The 16,341-nt window shown below is 61.7% G+C and carries 15 protein-coding genes and 5 pseudogenes; 4 read left to right on the top strand and 16 right to left on the bottom strand.

Going from position 1 to position 16,341, the window contains the following annotated elements:
* Nucleotides 1-4: 4 nt before the first annotated feature.
* From pal to LN139_RS03515, 14 genes and pseudogenes are all read right to left on the bottom strand, one after another.
* Nucleotides 5-512, bottom strand: a pseudogene (gene pal, locus LN139_RS03580) (peptidoglycan-associated lipoprotein Pal).
* A gap of 52 nt (nt 513-564) precedes the next feature.
* Nucleotides 565-1,866: a Tol-Pal system beta propeller repeat protein TolB gene (gene tolB / locus LN139_RS03575; protein ID WP_442964376.1), complete on the bottom strand. Its 1,302-nt coding sequence runs from the start codon at nt 1,864-1,866 to the stop codon at nt 565-567.
* Nucleotides 1,863-2,932: pseudogene (gene tolA / locus LN139_RS03570) on the bottom strand (cell envelope integrity protein TolA). The gene tolB and the pseudogene tolA overlap by 4 nt, the downstream one beginning before the upstream one ends.
* Nucleotides 2,932-3,384, bottom strand: coding sequence for a protein TolR (gene tolR / locus LN139_RS03565; protein ID WP_236358741.1), 453 nt, complete (start codon nt 3,382-3,384; stop codon nt 2,932-2,934). The pseudogene tolA and the gene tolR overlap by 1 nt, the downstream one beginning before the upstream one ends.
* Nucleotides 3,385-3,398: 14 nt before the next feature.
* A complete protein-coding gene (tolQ, locus tag LN139_RS03560; RefSeq protein ID WP_236358739.1) occupies nt 3,399-4,094 on the bottom strand; it encodes a protein TolQ in 696 nt (231 codons plus the stop codon).
* A gap of 18 nt (nt 4,095-4,112) precedes the next feature.
* On the bottom strand, nt 4,113-4,550 hold the full coding sequence (ybgC, locus tag LN139_RS03555) for a tol-pal system-associated acyl-CoA thioesterase (RefSeq protein ID WP_236358737.1): 438 nt from the start codon (nt 4,548-4,550) through the stop codon (nt 4,113-4,115).
* 133 nt (nt 4,551-4,683) lie between these two features.
* A complete protein-coding gene (gene ruvB, locus LN139_RS03550) occupies nt 4,684-5,721 on the bottom strand; it encodes a Holliday junction branch migration DNA helicase RuvB (RefSeq protein ID WP_236358735.1) in 1,038 nt (345 codons plus the stop codon).
* Nucleotides 5,721-6,335 (bottom strand): Holliday junction branch migration protein RuvA, encoded by a 615-nt coding sequence (gene ruvA / locus LN139_RS03545; RefSeq protein ID WP_236358733.1) that lies wholly within the window; start codon nt 6,333-6,335, stop codon nt 5,721-5,723. The genes ruvB and ruvA overlap by 1 nt, the downstream gene beginning before the upstream one ends.
* 51 nt (nt 6,336-6,386) lie before the next feature.
* Nucleotides 6,387-6,917, bottom strand: coding sequence for a crossover junction endodeoxyribonuclease RuvC (gene ruvC / locus LN139_RS03540; protein WP_236358732.1), 531 nt, complete (start codon nt 6,915-6,917; stop codon nt 6,387-6,389).
* A gap of 73 nt (nt 6,918-6,990) precedes the next feature.
* Nucleotides 6,991-7,737, bottom strand: a complete 747-nt coding sequence (locus tag LN139_RS03535; protein WP_236358730.1) for a YebC/PmpR family DNA-binding transcriptional regulator — start codon at nt 7,735-7,737, stop codon at nt 6,991-6,993.
* 68 nt (nt 7,738-7,805) lie between these two features.
* Complete coding sequence (gene aspS, locus LN139_RS03530) at nt 7,806-9,581, bottom strand: aspartate--tRNA ligase (RefSeq protein WP_236358728.1); 1,776 nt, start codon at nt 9,579-9,581, stop codon at nt 7,806-7,808.
* Between the two features lie 83 nt (nt 9,582-9,664).
* Nucleotides 9,665-9,883 (bottom strand): FmdB family zinc ribbon protein, encoded by a 219-nt coding sequence (locus LN139_RS03525; RefSeq protein WP_236358726.1) that lies wholly within the window; start codon nt 9,881-9,883, stop codon nt 9,665-9,667.
* A 91-nt stretch (nt 9,884-9,974) separates the two neighbouring features.
* On the bottom strand, nt 9,975-10,295 hold the full coding sequence (locus LN139_RS03520; RefSeq protein WP_236358725.1) for a ribbon-helix-helix domain-containing protein: 321 nt from the start codon (nt 10,293-10,295) through the stop codon (nt 9,975-9,977).
* Between the two features lie 178 nt (nt 10,296-10,473).
* Nucleotides 10,474-10,944 carry a Dps family protein gene (locus LN139_RS03515; RefSeq protein ID WP_236358722.1) on the bottom strand — a complete coding sequence of 157 codons (471 nt, stop codon included), beginning with the start codon at nt 10,942-10,944 and terminating at the stop codon, nt 10,474-10,476.
* Nucleotides 10,945-11,258: 314 nt separating this feature from the next.
* Between LN139_RS03515 and LN139_RS25080 the strand changes: the two are divergent.
* Nucleotides 11,259-11,573: pseudogene (locus LN139_RS25080) on the top strand (cold shock domain-containing protein membrane protein); the annotation flags it as partial.
* Nucleotides 11,574-11,621: 48 nt separating this feature from the next.
* Nucleotides 11,622-11,867, top strand: a complete 246-nt coding sequence (locus tag LN139_RS03510) for a cold shock domain-containing protein (RefSeq protein ID WP_236360251.1) — start codon at nt 11,622-11,624, stop codon at nt 11,865-11,867.
* 18 nt (nt 11,868-11,885) lie between these two features.
* On the opposite strand, the pseudogene LN139_RS03505 reads toward LN139_RS03510, so the two are convergent.
* Nucleotides 11,886-12,100 (bottom strand): annotated as a pseudogene (locus tag LN139_RS03505) (SlyX family protein).
* Entirely contained in the window at nt 12,097-12,522 is a 426-nt protein-coding gene (locus LN139_RS03500; RefSeq protein ID WP_236358721.1) for an HIT domain-containing protein, read from the bottom strand. Before LN139_RS03500 ends, LN139_RS03505 begins: the two are co-directional and overlap by 4 nt.
* Before the next feature lie 605 nt (nt 12,523-13,127).
* Between LN139_RS03500 and LN139_RS03495 the strand changes: the two are divergent.
* Together LN139_RS03495 and LN139_RS03490 are read left to right on the top strand one after the other, a co-directional pair.
* Nucleotides 13,128-14,488 (top strand): annotated as a pseudogene (locus tag LN139_RS03495) (OprD family porin).
* 126 nt (nt 14,489-14,614) lie between these two features.
* Complete coding sequence (locus LN139_RS03490) at nt 14,615-16,330, top strand: proline--tRNA ligase (protein ID WP_236358719.1); 1,716 nt, start codon at nt 14,615-14,617, stop codon at nt 16,328-16,330.
* Nucleotides 16,331-16,341 lie beyond the last annotated feature (11 nt).

The raw sequence follows: 16,341 nt of genomic DNA, 5'->3' as shown, positions 1-16,341 counted from the left end.
CGAATTACTTACGCAGTTCGACGCGACGGTTTTGAGCCCAGGACTGCTCGTCGTGGCCGGTGGCAACCGGACGCTCTTCACCGTCAGGAAACCAGCTCCAGCTGAGCAGGGGAAACGCCCTGCAGAACCAGGTAGCGCTGAACGGCCTTGGCACGACGCTCGCCCAGAGCCATGTTGTACTCGCGGGTACCGCGCTCGTCGGTGTTGCCTTCCAGAACGACGTGGGCGCCGTTGGCTTTCAGGTCCTTGGCGTGTACGTCCAGAGCGCGCATGGCTTCCGGCTTCAGGTCGGAGCTGTCGTACTCGAAGTAGAAGGTGGTGATAGCGCGCAGAGCGGCTTCTTCGCTCATGCTGCCGTCGACGGCACCGGTGTTTGCACCGTAGCCAGCGTTCGGATCAACAGCACCACCAGCGCCAGCGCCAGCGTCGTCGCCACCTTTGGAGGAGCAACCTACAGCTACGGCCATGGCCAGTGCCAGAGCAGCGAACTTACCAAACTTCAGCATTTCCATTGTGAAACTCCTAATGAACCCCAGTGTGTTAAGTAAAACGTCTTGCGCCGCGTCAGTTCAGGAAAGGGGACCAGGAAGGTTCTCTTACTTCGCCTTGCGCGGTTGGAAGTGGAATCCTGACGCGTCCGTTCAAGGACACAAGCATCAAGACGCCCCGCCCCTGCGAGCGGGTGGCGTAGATTACCATGGTGCCATTGGGCGCAACAGTAGGGGACTCATCAAGACTTGAATCAGTGAGAATCTTGACGTTCCCGCGCTCCAGGTCCTGAGAAGCGACCTTGAAGTTGGTAAAGCCGTCCTGGCGATGGATCATTACCAGAGTCTTTTCGTCAGCCGAAAGTTTCGGCGCAGCATTGTAGTTGCCGACGAACGTTACACGTTCTGCATTACCCGAACCGACGGTGGTTTTGTAGATCTGTGGCTTGCCACCGCGATCCGAAGTGAAATAGATGGTGCGGCCGTCCTTACCCCAGGTCGGCTCGGTGTCGATGGCCGGGCTGTTGGTCACGCGGGTGATGTTGCGGCTGCCCAGGTCCATCACGTAGATCTCGGGGTTGCCGTCCTTGGACAACACAAACGCCAGCTTGCTGCCGTCGGGCGAAAACGCCGGGGCGCCGTTGAGCCCTTCGAAGTTGGTCATCATTTCACGTCGGCCGGTGTCGACATACTGGATGAAGATACGCGGCTTGCGTTGCTCGAACGAAACGTAGGCGATGCGCTTGCCGTCTGCTGCGTAACGCGGCGAGAGAATCGGCTCGCGCGATTGCAGCAGGGTCACCGCGCGGGCGCCGTCGTAATCGGAGCGCTGCAGGGTGTAGCGGGTGTTACCAGGAGAGAATTGCTCGGCAGTCACATAGAGGATGCGCGTGGAGAACGCGCCCTTCACGCCGGTGAGCTTCTCGAACGACTGGTCGGCGATGAAGTGCGCCATGTCGCGCAACTGGTCGGTGCCGCCGGAAACGCTTCCGGTCAGTACCTGCTGCTGCGAGGTAGTGTCGTACAGGCCGTAGGTGACCTGCAGCCGGCCGCCGCTCGGGGCGATGCTGCCGATCATCACGTAGCGAGCGCCCAGCGCCTGCCAATCGCGATAAATGATATCGGCCGGCTGGGTAGGCTGGCTGATCATGTTCTGGCGTGGGATCGGCGCGTAGTAACCGGAGTTGCGCAGGTCGTTGCCAATGATGTCGGCCATGTCCTCGGGCAGCACCGACCCACCCTGCATGCCGAAGGGCACCACGGCGATCGGAGTGGCGCGGTCTGTACCACTGCTGACCACGATGTTCTTTTCATCTGCGGTGGCCAGCCCTGCGGTGAAGCAGAGCATGACGAGCAGGCCTCGTAGAAGAGTTCTCACAGCGCAAGGTCCTCGGGTGTGAAGGTCATAATGAAGTTACGGTAGGGGGCGAAGTCCTGAGAGCTCAACCCCTGCATTTCGGTCAGCTTGCCGATGTTCTTCACCGCAGCCACGGCAGAGGCGTCATACGTAGCGTCACCGCTCGATTTTGCCACCTGCACGTTACTGATAGTGCCGTCAGGCAACATGTTGATCCGTACTTGCACCGCCATGCCTTTGCGAGCCGATGGCGGCCGGTTCCAGTTATCTGCAGCGCGCGAGCGAATCAGATCGTCGAAGTTGCCCGCTACGCTGTCATCGCTGTGCTCATCGGCCAGGGTCTGCTGGCGCTCGGTCTTGTCGGACAACAGGTCGGCCAGAGCCTGAGCCTTCTTGTCTTCCTGAGCCTTGCGTGCCTTGTCCTGAGCTTTCTTCGCAGCATCAGCAGCAGCAGCCTTTTTGGCGTCGTCGGCGGCTTTCTTCTTCGCGTCCTCGGCAGCCTTTTTCTTGGCGTCCTCGGCCGCTTTCTTCTTCGCGTCTTCTGCAGCCTGCTTCTTGGCGTCGTCGGCAGCCTTCTTGGCGTCCTCCTCGGCCTGCTTCTTGGCCTCGTCGTCAGCCTTCTTCTTGATCGCTGCCTCTTCTATCTTCTTGGCTTCAGCAGCCTTGGCAGTGTCGGCAGCGGCCTTGGCGTCTGCGGCCTTCTTGGCGTCTGCAGCGGCGGCAGCAGCCTTTTTGGCTTCATCAGCCTGCCTGGCCTGTTCGGCTTTTTGAGCCGCATCGGCTTTCTTTTGTTCCGCTTCGGCCTGCTGCTCCTGTTCGACCTTTTTCTGCTCCATCTGGTCGATTTCAGTTTGCTTGGCAGCAGTGCGTTTGGCTTCGCCTGCGATCTTCTGATTGGTCTGGGTGGTGGCAGCGCTCTTGGACTTGAGCTGATAAAGGGTCGCCTGCACCACCGGCTTGCTCGGGGCAGCTCAGGCGCGAACGCAAAGCTTACGAACAGCGCGCCGAAAATGATGACGTGCAGCACGATGGCCCAGAAACTGGGCCAGAAGTAGCTTTCCGAGCTGGAGGGCTCACGCTGTCGCATTACGGCGCCTCGGTGATCAGGCCGACGTTGTCGATACCGGCCTTCTGCAGCCCACCCATCGCACCCATGACCGAGCCGTAGTCGACGGCCTTGTCGGCGCGGATGAACACCTGAGTCTTCTTGCCGTTCTGGGTACCCTGGCGAATGATCGCGCCAGCGGCCTGGGCCATCTGGTCCAGAGTCTGGGCGCGATCGGTCTGGGTCTTGGTATCGACTTCAGTGCCGACGTTCCAATAGTAGGTTTTGTCGGCCTTGATCGAGATGGTCAGGATCTGGAAGTTGTTATCCTGCGGCAGGGCCTGGCTGGAGACCTTGGGCAGGTCAACCTTCACGCCCTGTTGGATCATCGGTGCGGTAACCATGAAGATGACCAGCAGCACCAGCATCACATCGATGTAGGGCACTACGTTCATTTCCGCTACCGGCTTGCGTTTTTGCCGGACTCGAGCCATTGCTAATTACCTGCTCATTCTTCGCTGGTGTGCACCTTGCGGTGCAGGATGGCCTGGAATTCGTCCGCGAAAGTGTAATAGCGGCCGATCAGGGTTTCACTGCGAGCGGCGAACCGGTTATAGGCGATCACCGCAGGGATTGCCGCGAACAGGCCGATGGCAGTGGCGATCAGGGCCTCGGCGATGCCGGGCGCTACGGTCGCCAGGGTGGCTTGCTGTGCACTGGCCAGGCCACGGAAGGAGTTCATGATCCCCCACACGGTACCGAACAGGCCAACGTACGGGCTGGTGGAGCCGACAGTGGCCAGGAACGGCAGGGTCTGCTCGAGTTTCTCTTCCTCCCGTGAAATGGCCACGCGCATGGCCCGGGCCACGCCTTCCATCACTGCATCAGGGTCGACGCCCGGTTGCTGGCGCAGGCGAGAGAATTCCTTGAAGCCTGCACGGAAGATCTGCTCGACCCCCGAGTCCGGGTCAGGGTTGCTGCCGGCCTGGCGATAGAGCTTGGACAGGTCGATGCCCGACCAGAAACGTTCTTCGAAGGTCTCCAGCGCGCGGCGCCCGGCACGGATCATGTTGCTGCGCTGGAAGATGATGATCCACGAGGTGACCGAGGCGGCCACCAGGATCAGCATCACCAATTGCACGACGAGACTGGCATTGCTGACCAGGCTCCACATGGAGGTATGGTCGACGGCGTTCGCTTCCACGCGAGTTCTCCTGCTGTTTTACTGTAAGCCCAGGCCATCGGCGGCGAACGCAGTTCGCAACGCGACAGGCATGGCCTGGGGTTTGAAAGTGTCCGCGCGCACACAAGCCACGACGACATGCCCTTCGCACAATAGCGCGCCATCGGCGACCCGCAGCACCTGCTGACGGAAACGCACCTTGGCGCGGCCAAGCTCGACTACCTCGGCGCTCACCGAGAGCTCGTCATCCAGCCGCGCGGGCGCAAGGTAGCGCGCTTCGCTGCTGTGAACGACGAACAACAGGTTCTGCCCGGCCAACGAGGACTGAACGAACCCGAGGGCACGCAACCGTTCGGTGCGCGCCCGCTCCATGAACTTGAGGTAATTGACGTAATAGACGACGCCACCGGCATCGGTGTCTTCGTAATAAACGCGACAGCGAATGGCGTACGGCCCTGCCCCATCTTGCGCGCGCATACTCTAGTGGTTACTCCTCGGGTTGCCAATCCAGCCAGGCAACTGTTTTTGCCTAAAACCCACGCGAAAGCCGCGCTGTGCACCTAGGACCGTAAAAAGGCTGAATAAATCATTGTGTAGCATGATTTTTCGTTCATTCGCCGGGCGCTGGCAATTCGCCCAGGCTGGAGGGCGTATTCAGGCCGAAATGCAGGTAGGCATGGCGAGTGACCACTCGGCCACGTGGGGTGCGCATAATGTAGCCCTGCTGAATGAGATACGGCTCAAGCACGTCTTCGATCGTGTGCCGCTCCTCGCCGATGGCTGCCGACAGGTTGTCCAGGCCCACCGGGCCACCGTCGAACTTCTCGATCATCGTCAGCAGCAGGCGCCTGTCCTGGTGGTCGAAACCGCGCTCATCGACATCGAGCAGATTCAGCGCAAGGTCAGCTACCGGCTTGTCGATGTGCCCCCTGCCGCGCACCTGCGCGTAATCGCGCACCCGGCGCAGCAGGCGGTTGGCGATCCGTGGTGTACCGCGGGCGCGGCGAGCGATTTCGAATGCGCCGCCTTCGTCGATCTCCAGGCCCAGGATGCCCCCGGAACGAGACACGATGGTCGACAGGTCGGCGCTGTTGTAGAACTCCAACCGCTGCACGATCCCGAAGCGGTCCCGCAACGGGTTGGTCAGCATCCCGGCACGAGTGGTCGCCCCCACCAGCGTGAATGGCGGCAGGTCGAGCTTGATCGAACGCGCGGCAGGGCCTTCGCCAATCATGATGTCGAGCTGGAAGTCTTCCATGGCCGGGTAAAGCACCTCTTCGACGATCGGCGACAGCCGGTGAATCTCGTCGATGAACAGCACGTCATGCGGCTCCAGGTTGGTCAGCATGGCTGCGAGGTCGCCTGGCCGCTCCAGCACCGGGCCGGACGTGCTCTTGATCGACACACCCATTTCCTCGGCGATGATGTTGGCCAGGGTTGTCTTGCCGAGGCCCGGCGGACCGAAGATCAAGGTGTGGTCAAGCGACTCGCCTCGCGAACGTGCCGCCTCGATGAACAGCTCCATCTGGTCGCGCACCACTGGCTGGCCAATGTATTCGGCAAGGCGCAGCGGGCGGATGGCGCGGTCGTGCTGCTCTTCACGGTCGCGCCCGCCAGTTGCGGAGATGAGGCGGTCAGCATCGATCACTAGATCATCCCCTTCAGGGCGCGGCGAATCAGCTCTTCACTGGCCAGGCCCTTCTCCTTGATAGCGCTGATCGCCTTGCTCGCCTCTTGTGGCCGGTAACCCAGCGAAATCAGTGCGCTGACCGCGTCAGCCTCTGCGGATGCCTGCGGAACCTCGGCAGGCGCTGCCGCTTCGTGGGGCACCAATTCGAACATCGCCGGGCTGGTCTGCCAGGCCTTGAAGCGATCCTTGAGCTCGACCAGCAGGCGCTCGGCGGTCTTCTTGCCCACCCCCGGCACCTTCACCAGCGCAGAGCTGTCCTGAGCCTGAACCACCTTCACCAACTCATCGGCCTCGAAACCTGACATCAGAGTAAGCGCCAGTTTCGGCCCCACGCCGTTCAGGCGAATCAATTCCCGGAACAGCTCGCGCTCGCGCTTTTCGAAAAAACCGTAGAGCAGATGTGCATCCTCGCGAACGACCAGATGCGTGTGCAGTGTCACCGGCTGCCCAACCGCAGGTAACCGATACAAAGTCGTCATCGGCACTTCGAGCTCGTAGCCCAGCCCGCCGATGTCGATGATCAGATGCGGCGGCTGCTTCTCCGCCAGAGTGCCACGCAAGCGTCCTATCACAAGATATTCCTGCCAGGCAGCGCCAGGGCTCTGCCATTGAATGATTGATCGTTACAAACGCAGGCGGCCGCCCCGCCGCCGCGCGCTGCTCAGGCCATGAGGCACCAGGCTTGAGCGGGTGTGAGCATGACACAACGCGATGGCCAGGGCATCCGAGGCATCGATCTGCGGCTTTTGCGTCAAACCCAGCAGGTGCATGACCATCAGTTGCACCTGTTCCTTGTTGGCGCCGCCGGTGCCGGTGACTGCCTGCTTGACCTGGGTGGCAGAATATTCTGCCACCTCCAGGCCCGCCTCGGCTGCCGCGACGATAGCCGCGCCGCGCGCCTGGCCCAGCTTGAGCGCCGAATCGGGATTGCGCGCCATGAACACCCGCTCGATCCCCATGGTGACCGGGCCATGCAGGCGAATCACTTCGCCGACACCGCGAAACACGATCTGCAGGCGCTCAGGCAACTCGCCGCTGCCGGTTCGAATGCAACCGGAGGCGACGTAGGCACATCCACGCCCAGGGCCAAGATCATGGACCACACCGTAACCGGTGATACGCGAGCCAGGGTCGATGCCAAGTATGAGGGTCATGCAGCAGTCCTGAATGGCAAAAGGGCCGGCCACCACGTTGCGGTGACCGGCCCCGGCCCTGGAAAACATCGGCTCAGCCGAGCTTTTCCATGATCTCGTCGGAAATCGAGGCGTTGGAATAGACGTTCTGCACGTCGTCCAGGTCCTCGAGCATGTCGATCAGCTTCACGACCTTCTCGGCGGTCTCTTCATCGAGCTCGGCACTGGTGCTGGGCTGCATGATGATTTCCGCGTCGGTAGCCTTGTAACCGGCAGTTTCAAGCGCTGTACGCACGGCGTAGAAGTCGGCGAAGGATGTGAAGACTTCCGCAGAACCGTCGTCGTTACCGACGACATCATCAGCGCCCGCCTCCAGCGCAGCCTCCATCAACGCGTCTTCATCAACGCCTGGCGCAAAGCTCAACTGGCCCTTGCGTTCGAACAGGTAGGCCACAGAACCATCGGTGCCCAGGTTGCCGCCGCACTTGCTGAACGCATGCCGCACTGCGGCGGCGGTGCGATTGCGGTTGTCGGTCATGGCCTCGACCATGATCGCCACACCACCGGCACCATAACCTTCGTAGCTGAGTTCCTCGACGTTTTCGCTGTCGTTGGTACCAGCCCCGCGGGCCACGGCACGGTCAATGATGTCCCGGCTCATGTTCGCGCCCAGTGCCTTGTCGAGTGCCAGGCGCAAGCGCGGGTTGGAGGCCGGGTCCCCGCCTCCTTGCTTGGCAGCGACGGTCAGTTCACGAATCCACTTGGTGAAGACCTTCCCGCGCTTGGCATCCTGCCGTTCCTTGCGGTGCTTGATGTTGGCCCATTTGGAATGACCGGCCATATCGACTCCGAATCTATTGCTTTGAATGACAAGGCGCGGCGGGCGATGGCCCGCCGCGCCCTGTGACCTTACTCGGCCTTGGCTTGCTCGCGCAGGCGAATGTGCAGCTCGCGCAGCGCCTTGGCATCGACCGCACCCGGCGCCTGGGTCATGACGTCGGCGGCACTCTGGGTTTTCGGGAAAGCGATCACTTCGCGGATCGACTGAGCACCGGTCATCAGCATCACCAGGCGGTCAAGGCCGAAGGCCAGGCCACCATGAGGTGGGGCGCCGAACTTCAGAGCGTCGAGCAGGAAGCCGAACTTCTCTTCCTGTTCGGCCGCCTCGATGCCGAGGATGCGGAACACCGCCTGCTGCATTTCCTTGCGGTGAATACGGATCGAACCGCCGCCCAGCTCGGTGCCGTTGAGCACCATGTCGTAAGCGCGCGAAAGTGCCGTGCCCGGGTTGGCCTCAAGCTCCGCCGGAGAGCACTTGGGCGCGGTGAAGGGGTGGTGCAAGGCAGCGAAATGGCCTTCGTCGTCTTCTTCGAACATCGGGAAGTCGACGACCCACATCGGCGCCCACTGCTGGGTCAGCAACTCCAGATCGTGGCCCAGGCGGATCCGCAGTGCGCCCAGGGCTTCGCTGACGACCTTGGCCTTGTCGGCGCCGAAGAACACGATGTCACCGTCGACCGCGCCCACGCGATCGAGGATGGTGTCGAGGCTGGCCTCGGGAATGTTCTTGACGATCGGCGATTGCAGGCCTTCTACACCCTTGGCGCGCTCGTTGACCTTGATGTAGGCCAGGCCCTTGGCACCATAGATGCCGACGAACTTGGTGTACTCGTCGATCTTGCTGCGCGGCATGCTTGCACCGCCCGGCACGCGCAAGGCCGCCACACGGCATTTGGGGTCGTTGGCCGGGCCGCTGAACACCTTGAAGTCGACCGCCTTGAGTTGATCCTCTACATCGACCAGCTCCAGCGGGATACGCAGGTCGGGCTTGTCGGAACCGTAGCGGCGCATGGCCTCGGCGTAGGTCATGTGGGGGAACTCGCCGAACTCGACGCCCAGCACTTCCTTGAACAGCTTGCGGATCATGCCCTCGGTCAGGCCCATGATGTCGCTTTCTTCGAGGAAGCTGGTCTCGATGTCGATCTGGGTGAATTCAGGCTGGCGATCGGCACGCAGGTCTTCGTCGCGGAAGCACTTGGCGATCTGGTAGTAGCGGTCGAAGCCGGCGACCATCAGCAGCTGCTTGAACAGTTGCGGCGACTGCGGCAGGGCGAAGAAGCTGCCGGGGTGTGTACGGCTGGGCACCAGATAATCGCGAGCACCTTCAGGGGTGGCACGGGTCAGGATGGGGGTTTCCACATCCAGGAAGCCGTTTTCGTCCAGGTAGCGGCGAATGCTGCTGGTGATGCTCGAACGCAGTCGCAGCTTGTCGGCCATCTCCGGGCGGCGCAGGTCGATGAAGCGATAGCGCAGGCGGGTTTCCTCGCCGACGTCGGAGTATTCGTTCAATGGGAACGGCGGAGTTTCGGCTTCGTTGAGCACGGTCAGCTCGTAACCCAGCACCTCGATGCCACCAGAGGCCATGTTCGGGTTGACCGCGCCGGCCGGGCGCAGGCGCACCTTGCCGGTGACCTTCACCACATACTCGCTGCGCACACGGTCGGCAGTGGCGAAGGTGTCGGCGCGATCGGGGTCGAACACCACCTGGGCCATGCCTTCACGGTCGCGGATGTCGAGGAAGATCACCCCGCCGTGGTCACGGCGGCGGTGGACCCAACCGCAAAGGGTGATTTCCTGGCCGTCCAGGCTTTCGTTCAGTTGGCCGCAATAATGGCTGCGCATCATGATGGTCTATTCACTTCCAGTCATTCGGTGTTCGGGCATGCCCGCCTGCGGGCAGTGTGGCGGGCCTGTGAGGCCCGGGCAAATCAGTCGGCCTTTTCGCCGGCCAGGTTCTTCTTCGAACCGGTCTTGAAATCGGTTTCGTACCAGCCGTTGCCGCTCAGGCGAAAGCCGGCGTTGGCCACTTGCTTGCGCAAGCTTTGCGCGTTGCAGGCCGGGCACTCGACCAAGGCCGGCTCGCTGATCTTCTGAAGCGCTTCCAGATGATGGCCACAGCCATCGCATTGATAGTTGTAGAGCGGCATTTCCCGGTGTCTCGGCTCGGTGCATTGCGCCTGCGCGCAAGGGTGGCAAAGAGCGGGAGTATATCCGGTAAATGGCCGCTGTGCAGCCCGCTCAGCCACCATGGCGTGCCTGATAGGCCACGCACACTACCCGCACCAGGCCGCTGAAATTCTTCACCCCGCCGTAGCGCAGGTGCACCTCGCGGTCCAGATACGAAAGAATGCTGCTTACCGAACAAGCGTTGTCGCCGGCGATACGTTCGAGGATCTTCCAGTAGACCCGCTCCAGCCGAAGGCACGTGGCGAAGCCATTGAGGCGGACCGAGCGCGACTGTGGTATCGCAAGGTCCATGTCGAATTGTGCGATGAATGGATCGCGCGCATACAGGCAGCGACGTTGGCGCTCCTGCGCCGAATGCGGTTGCTGTGACATCGAATCACCTTCCATGGTCCGTTGGCCAATGCCGCAGCGAGGCTGCCGCAGCGCAAGCTATGGAAGCGCTGGAGCACCTGTGCGCGTGATGGCCTGGAGGCAACGAAAGGCGTAGGAAGGTTCGCGCGATATTGCGGGAAACTGACCGCGCAGGAGGCGCCGCGCGGCCATGGCAGGATCAGCCTTCGAGCAGCGCGCGAAGCATCCAGGCGGTTTTCTCGTGGGTTTGCATGCGCTGAGTCAACAGGTCGGCGGTCGGCTCATCGCTGGCTTTTTCCACGACAGGGAAGATACTGCGTGCGGTGCGCACAACGGCTTCCTGGCCATCCACCAGTTGGCGGATCATGGCCTCTGCGGCAGGAACGCTCTCTTCATCCTTGATGGTGGAAAGGCGCGCGTAGGTAGCGTAGTTGCCTGGCGCCGGGTGGCCCAGCGCGCGGATGCGCTCGGCGATGGAGTCTACCGCCAGCGCCAGCTCGTTGTACTGCTCCTCGAACATCAGGTGCAGAGTGCGGAACATCGGGCCGCTGACGTTCCAGTGGAAGTTGTGGGTTTTCAGGTAAAGCACATAGGTGTCCGACAGCAGGCGCGACAGCCCGTCGACGATTTCCTTGCGATCCTGCTCGCTGATACCGATATCGATAGCCATGAATGTTTCCCTCATTACGGTAAGTGACACACCCACATACTGTAACAAGTGATGTTGCCCTGCGCAGCCAGGTTGCATCTATGGCTGCTATAGGCGCTCTTGGTAACAGCCTGAAATTCTTCTGGATTCGACACTCCGCTCAGCGGGTTTGAGTGCGCACAGGCTTTGCGGTTAAATAACGCCCGCGCGCTCGCCTGGCTTTCCCTGGGCAGCCGCTACGCGGGCCCCTCCAGGTTTCTTTCGAGTCACCCCTCTCCTGACCACCCTGCCGGTGCCCGTTCTTCTTTCGTGATCCTGAAAATGAGTCCAACACCATGTTGAAAATCGTCCACATCCTGGCAGGCGCAGCAGCGCTGGTGCTTTCCTGCCTGCCCAGCTTTCACCCACAGGCCCTGCCCTGGCTGGAACAGCCCGACGCGCTCTATCTGGCGTTCGTCGGCCTTGCCAACCTGCTGATCGCCCCAATCGTGCCGGTATGGAAAAAAACCCCACGCCAGCACCTGCAGGCGTTCGTCAGTGCGTTGCTGGTCGCCGCAGTGGTTCTCCAGGCCCTGGTGCTGCTGGCTCCCCTGCCCTTGGTCGCCGGCCAGCCAGCCGTGCTGCTGAGCCTTGCAGCCACCGCCATGGCCGTGATCCTGCAGGGCCTCGCCAGCCTGCCCAAGAAGCCGCAGGCCGCTGTGGCGCCTGCCAACTACGACCCAGCGCGCCGCGATACCGGCACCGTCAAGTGGTTCAACACCTCGAAGGGCTTCGGGTTTATTTCCCGCGACTCGGGCGATGACATCTTCGTGCACTTTCGCGCCATCCGTGGCGAAGGCCATCGCGTACTCGTGGAAGGCCAGCGCGTGGAGTTCTCGGTAATGACGCGTGACAAAGGCCTTCAGGCCGAAGACGTGGTTCCCTCCCTGGCGCCACGCCGCTGAACCATTTGCGCCGCTGCCTCAATAATGAGGCGGCGGCGCATCCTCCCTGCCGCCCCCGGCATCTGCCCAGCCACGTCATCGAAGCGCTTGATCAACTCCGCCATCTGCCGGCGCAGGTGGTCCACTACCCGGCTCTGTTCCACCAGTACCTCGTTGAGCTCAGCCAGTGTGTCGTCCTGAAAAGCCACACGAGTTTCCAGCTCCATCACCCTCGTTTCCAGTTCCCCGCTCATGCCTGCACCCATTCGATGCGGCCATCGGCTTGTGCTTTCAGGCGCTCGCACAATTGCTCGACCTCCTCGGGCGCATAAGGCCTGGCAGGCAACTTGCCCCAGACCGGGCCCGGCCATGCCGGATCTTCGGCAAAACGCGCGATGACATGCATGTGCAACTGGCTGACTACATTACCGAGGGTTGCGATATTGACCTTGCGTGCGGCGAACGCAGCCTTGACCACTTCGCCCAGCCAGCTGCTTTCGTTCCACAACGCCTGCTGGTCGGCAGCGCTGAGGTCGAACACCTCGCTGACGCCTGCCACGCGGGGCACCAGGATGAACCAGGGGTACTGGCTGTCGTTGCTCAGCAGCAGGCGGCACAGCGGCAGATCGCCCAGATGAAGGGTGTCGTTTTGCAGGCGAGGATCGAGTGAGAACACAGGGCGTTACCTTCTACACAGTCAAGCTGCCAAGAATAGCGTGCTTGCCTCGACTTCCCAACCGCACACCCGCAAGGCAGACGTACCACGAGAGGACTTGCCAAAGTAGCAAGCTCGGCTAGCCTCTGACCCAGTGCTACTTTTCGCACCATTTCAGGTCGGCAAGTACGATTTGGTGCACGTCACCTGCCCAAAAGGGAACGCGGTAACCGTACAGCGGTAACGTTTGTAGAGTTCTCCTCAGGCATGCACGGCGCCCACACTTCGAGCAAGTTTTATTTCGCAACCCAGCCAAAGCCCCGAGTTATCGGGCTTTTGACGAGGGCGCGAAAAAGTGAAAAAAGCGTGATGAGGTGGCACAGTTGAGCACGCTTGTTGCTAAAGGTTCTATCAGCGCCCGCAGCTAGTACCGCGCGGCAGGTAGTTTGGAGATACAACCGGTACCGGGCCGACAACGGAATCAAGAAGCCGACCAGAGCTTCCCCGGCCATCGCAAGCAAAAGAAGTACATGGCAAGCGCCTGTACACCAGAAAAAGAAGAGCTGGCCAGCAAAAAAACCAATGGCCGGCGGCAATCTTCCTGAAAACCAAAGGAGCAAGTCACGATGAGAGTGATGAAGTGGAGCGCAATCGCAGTAGCTGTTACCGCTGCAACCTCGCAACTGGCAATCGCCGCGCCGTTCGTTACCAGCCAGGCCGACTCGAAAGGCTTCGTTGAAGACAGCAGCCTCAACGTACTGCTGCGTAACTACTACTGGAACCGCGATGGCAAGAACGGCGGTGGTGACAGCCGCGACTGGACCCAGGGCGTTCAGGGCACTTTCAGCTCCGGTTTCACCCAAGGCACCGTGGGTGTCGGCGTCGATGCGTTCGCCTATGGCGGCGTGAAGCTGTGGGGCCGCAGACCGCTATGCAGGCTCGGGTAACCTGACCCTGGATCGCGGCTCTGACGGCAGCACCGACAACAACACCTCGTTCGGCAAGGCCGGCGCCGCGCTGAAACTGCGCGTTTCCAACACCATGCTGAAGATCGGCGACCAGTCGCCGAGCACCAGCCCGGTCTTCGCCGTCGGCGGCAGCCGCCTGGTACCGCAAACCGCGAGCGGTTTCAGCCTGATGAGCAGCGAGCTCAAAGGCCTCGACCTGGAAGCCGGCCACTTCTACTCCGGCACCAGCTACAACACCACTGCGCGTGACGGCGAGCTGTACGCGAACTATGCCGGCGTTACCGCCAACTCGATCGACTACCTCGGTGGCCGCTACGCGATCAACGATCAACTGACCGTTGGCCTGTACGCCTCCAAGCTCGAAGACATCTGGAACCAATACTACGGTAACGTGAACTACGTTCTGCCGTTGGCGAGCGACCAGTCCCTGGCCTTCGACTTCAACTACTACCGCACCACCGACGAAGGCAGCGCCAAAGCCGGCACGATCGACAACAACACCTTCTCTCTGGCAGCTGCCTATTCGTTCCTGACCGCGCACACCGTAACCCTGGCCTTCCAGAAGGTTAACGGCGACACCCCGTTCGACTACATCGGTGTCGGCGGCAAGCCTGGCAGCCTGGGCTCGAACAAGGGCGGCGACTTCGATCTTCCTGGCCAACTCGGTTCAGTATTCCGACTTCAACGGCCCGGGCGAGAAGTCCTGGAAGCTGCAATATGAGCTGAACATGGCCTCTTACGGCGTACCGGGCCTGAGCTTCATGACCCGCTACCTGCGCGGCGACGGCATCGACGGCACCAAGATGGCTGCCGACAGCCCGTACCGTGGCTATGGCTATGGCGATGGTGGCAAACACCACGAAACCGACCTGGAAGCCAAATACGTTGTCCAGAGCGGCGCGGCCAAGGATCTGTCCTTCCGCATCCGCCAAGCCTGGCACCGTGGCAACACCGCCCAGGCCGACGGCGACATCAACGAGTTCCGCCTGATCGTCGATTACCCGATCTCGATCCTGTAATCCAGGCGCAAGCCCGTTGTATCGAAAGCCCGGCCCTGCGCCGGGCTTTTCTTTGGGTGTACGTTACCGCCCTCGCGCCGTACAATGCCGGCTTCCGACAAAATCCAGCAAAGACACTGGCTTACCATGCGCACTAGTCAATACCTGCTCGCCACGCTCAAAGAAACCCCGTCCGATGCAGTGGTCATCAGCCACCAGCTGATGCTGCGCGCCGGCATGATCCGCAAGCTTGCCTCGGGCCTGTACACCTGGCTGCCGATGGGCCTGCGCGTGATGCGCAAGGTCGAGGCGATCGTGCGCGAGGAAATGAACGCCGCCGGTGCCCTGGAAGTGCTCATGCCCGCCATTCAGCCCGCCGAGCTGTGGCAGGAGTCTGGCCGCTGGGAGCAATATGGCCCCGAGCTGCTGCGCGTGCGCGACCGGCACGACCGTGAATTCTGCGTGGGCCCCACCCACGAAGAAGTGATCACCGACCTGGCGCGCAACGAACTGGCCAGCTACAAGCAGCTGCCACTGAACCTGTACCAGATCCAGACCAAATTCCGCGACGAAATCCGCCCGCGCTTCGGCTTGATGCGCGGCCGTGAGTTCATCATGAAGGACGCCTACTCCTTCCATGCAGACCAGGCCTCCCTGCAGCAGACCTACGACCGCATGCACAAGGCCTACTGCAACGTGTTCACCCGCCTGGGCCTGGACTTCCGCCCCGTCGAGGCCGATAACGGCTCGATCGGCGGTGCCGGCTCCCATGAATTCCACGTGCTGGCCAGCTCCGGTGAAGACGATGTGATCTTCAGCGACACCTCCGACTACGCCGCCAATATCGAAAAGGCCGAGGCGATCCCTCGGGAGACCGAGCGCGCCGCTGCCTCCGAGCAGATGCATCTGGTCGATACGCCAGACACCAAGACCATCGCCGCACTGGTTGAAAATCACGGCCTGCCGATCGAGCGCACGGTCAAGACGCTGATCGTCCGCGCCGCCGAAGAAGGCAAGCTGGTGGTGCTGGTGGTACGTGGCGACCACGAACTCAACGAGATCAAGGCGACCAAGCTGCCTCAGGTCGCCGAACCGCTGGTAATGGCAACCGAAGCCGAGATTCGCGCGATCGTAGGCGCTGGCCCTGGCTCGCTGGGCCCGCTGAACATGCCGCTGCCGGTAGTGATCGACCGCTCGGTGGCCATGATGAGCGACTTCGCCGTAGGCGCGAACATCGACGACAAGCACTACTTCGGCGTGAACTGGGAGCGCGACCTGCCGCTACCGGAAGTGGCCGACCTGCGCAATGTGGTGGAGGGCGACCCAAGCCCGGATGGCAAGGGCACCCTGGTGATCAAGCGCGGTATCGAAGTCGGCCATATCTTCCAGCTCGGCACCAAGTACAGCGAGGCGCTCAAGTGCCAGGTGCTGGGCGAGAACGGCAAGCCGGTCACTTTGGCCATGGGCTGCTACGGTATCGGTGTTTCCCGTGTGGTCGCCGCTGCTATCGAGCAGAACCACGACGCCAACGGCATCATCTGGAACGACACCCTGGCGCCTTTCCAGATTGCACTGGTGCCGCTGCGCTACGAGACCGAACAGGTTCGTGAAGCCACCGACAAGCTCTATGCCGAGCTGACGGCTGCCGGTTTCGATGTACTGCTTGATGACCGCGACAAGAAAACCAGCCCCGGCATCAAGTTCGCCGACATGGAGCTGATCGGTATCCCGCACCGCATCGTCGTCAGTGACCGCAGCCTGGCCGAGGGCAAGCTGGAGTACAAGCACCGCACGCAAAGCGAGGCACAGAGCATCGACGCAAACGATGCCCTGGCCTTCGTCAAGGCGCGGGTCAAGCACTGATCGCTCGGCTT

This window comes from Pseudomonas sp. KNUC1026 (assembly GCF_021650705.1).
GTDB lineage: Bacteria > Pseudomonadota > Gammaproteobacteria > Pseudomonadales > Pseudomonadaceae > Aquipseudomonas.
Note: the sequence above shows the minus strand (reverse complement) of the source record. Positions and strands in the feature narration are given on the sequence as shown.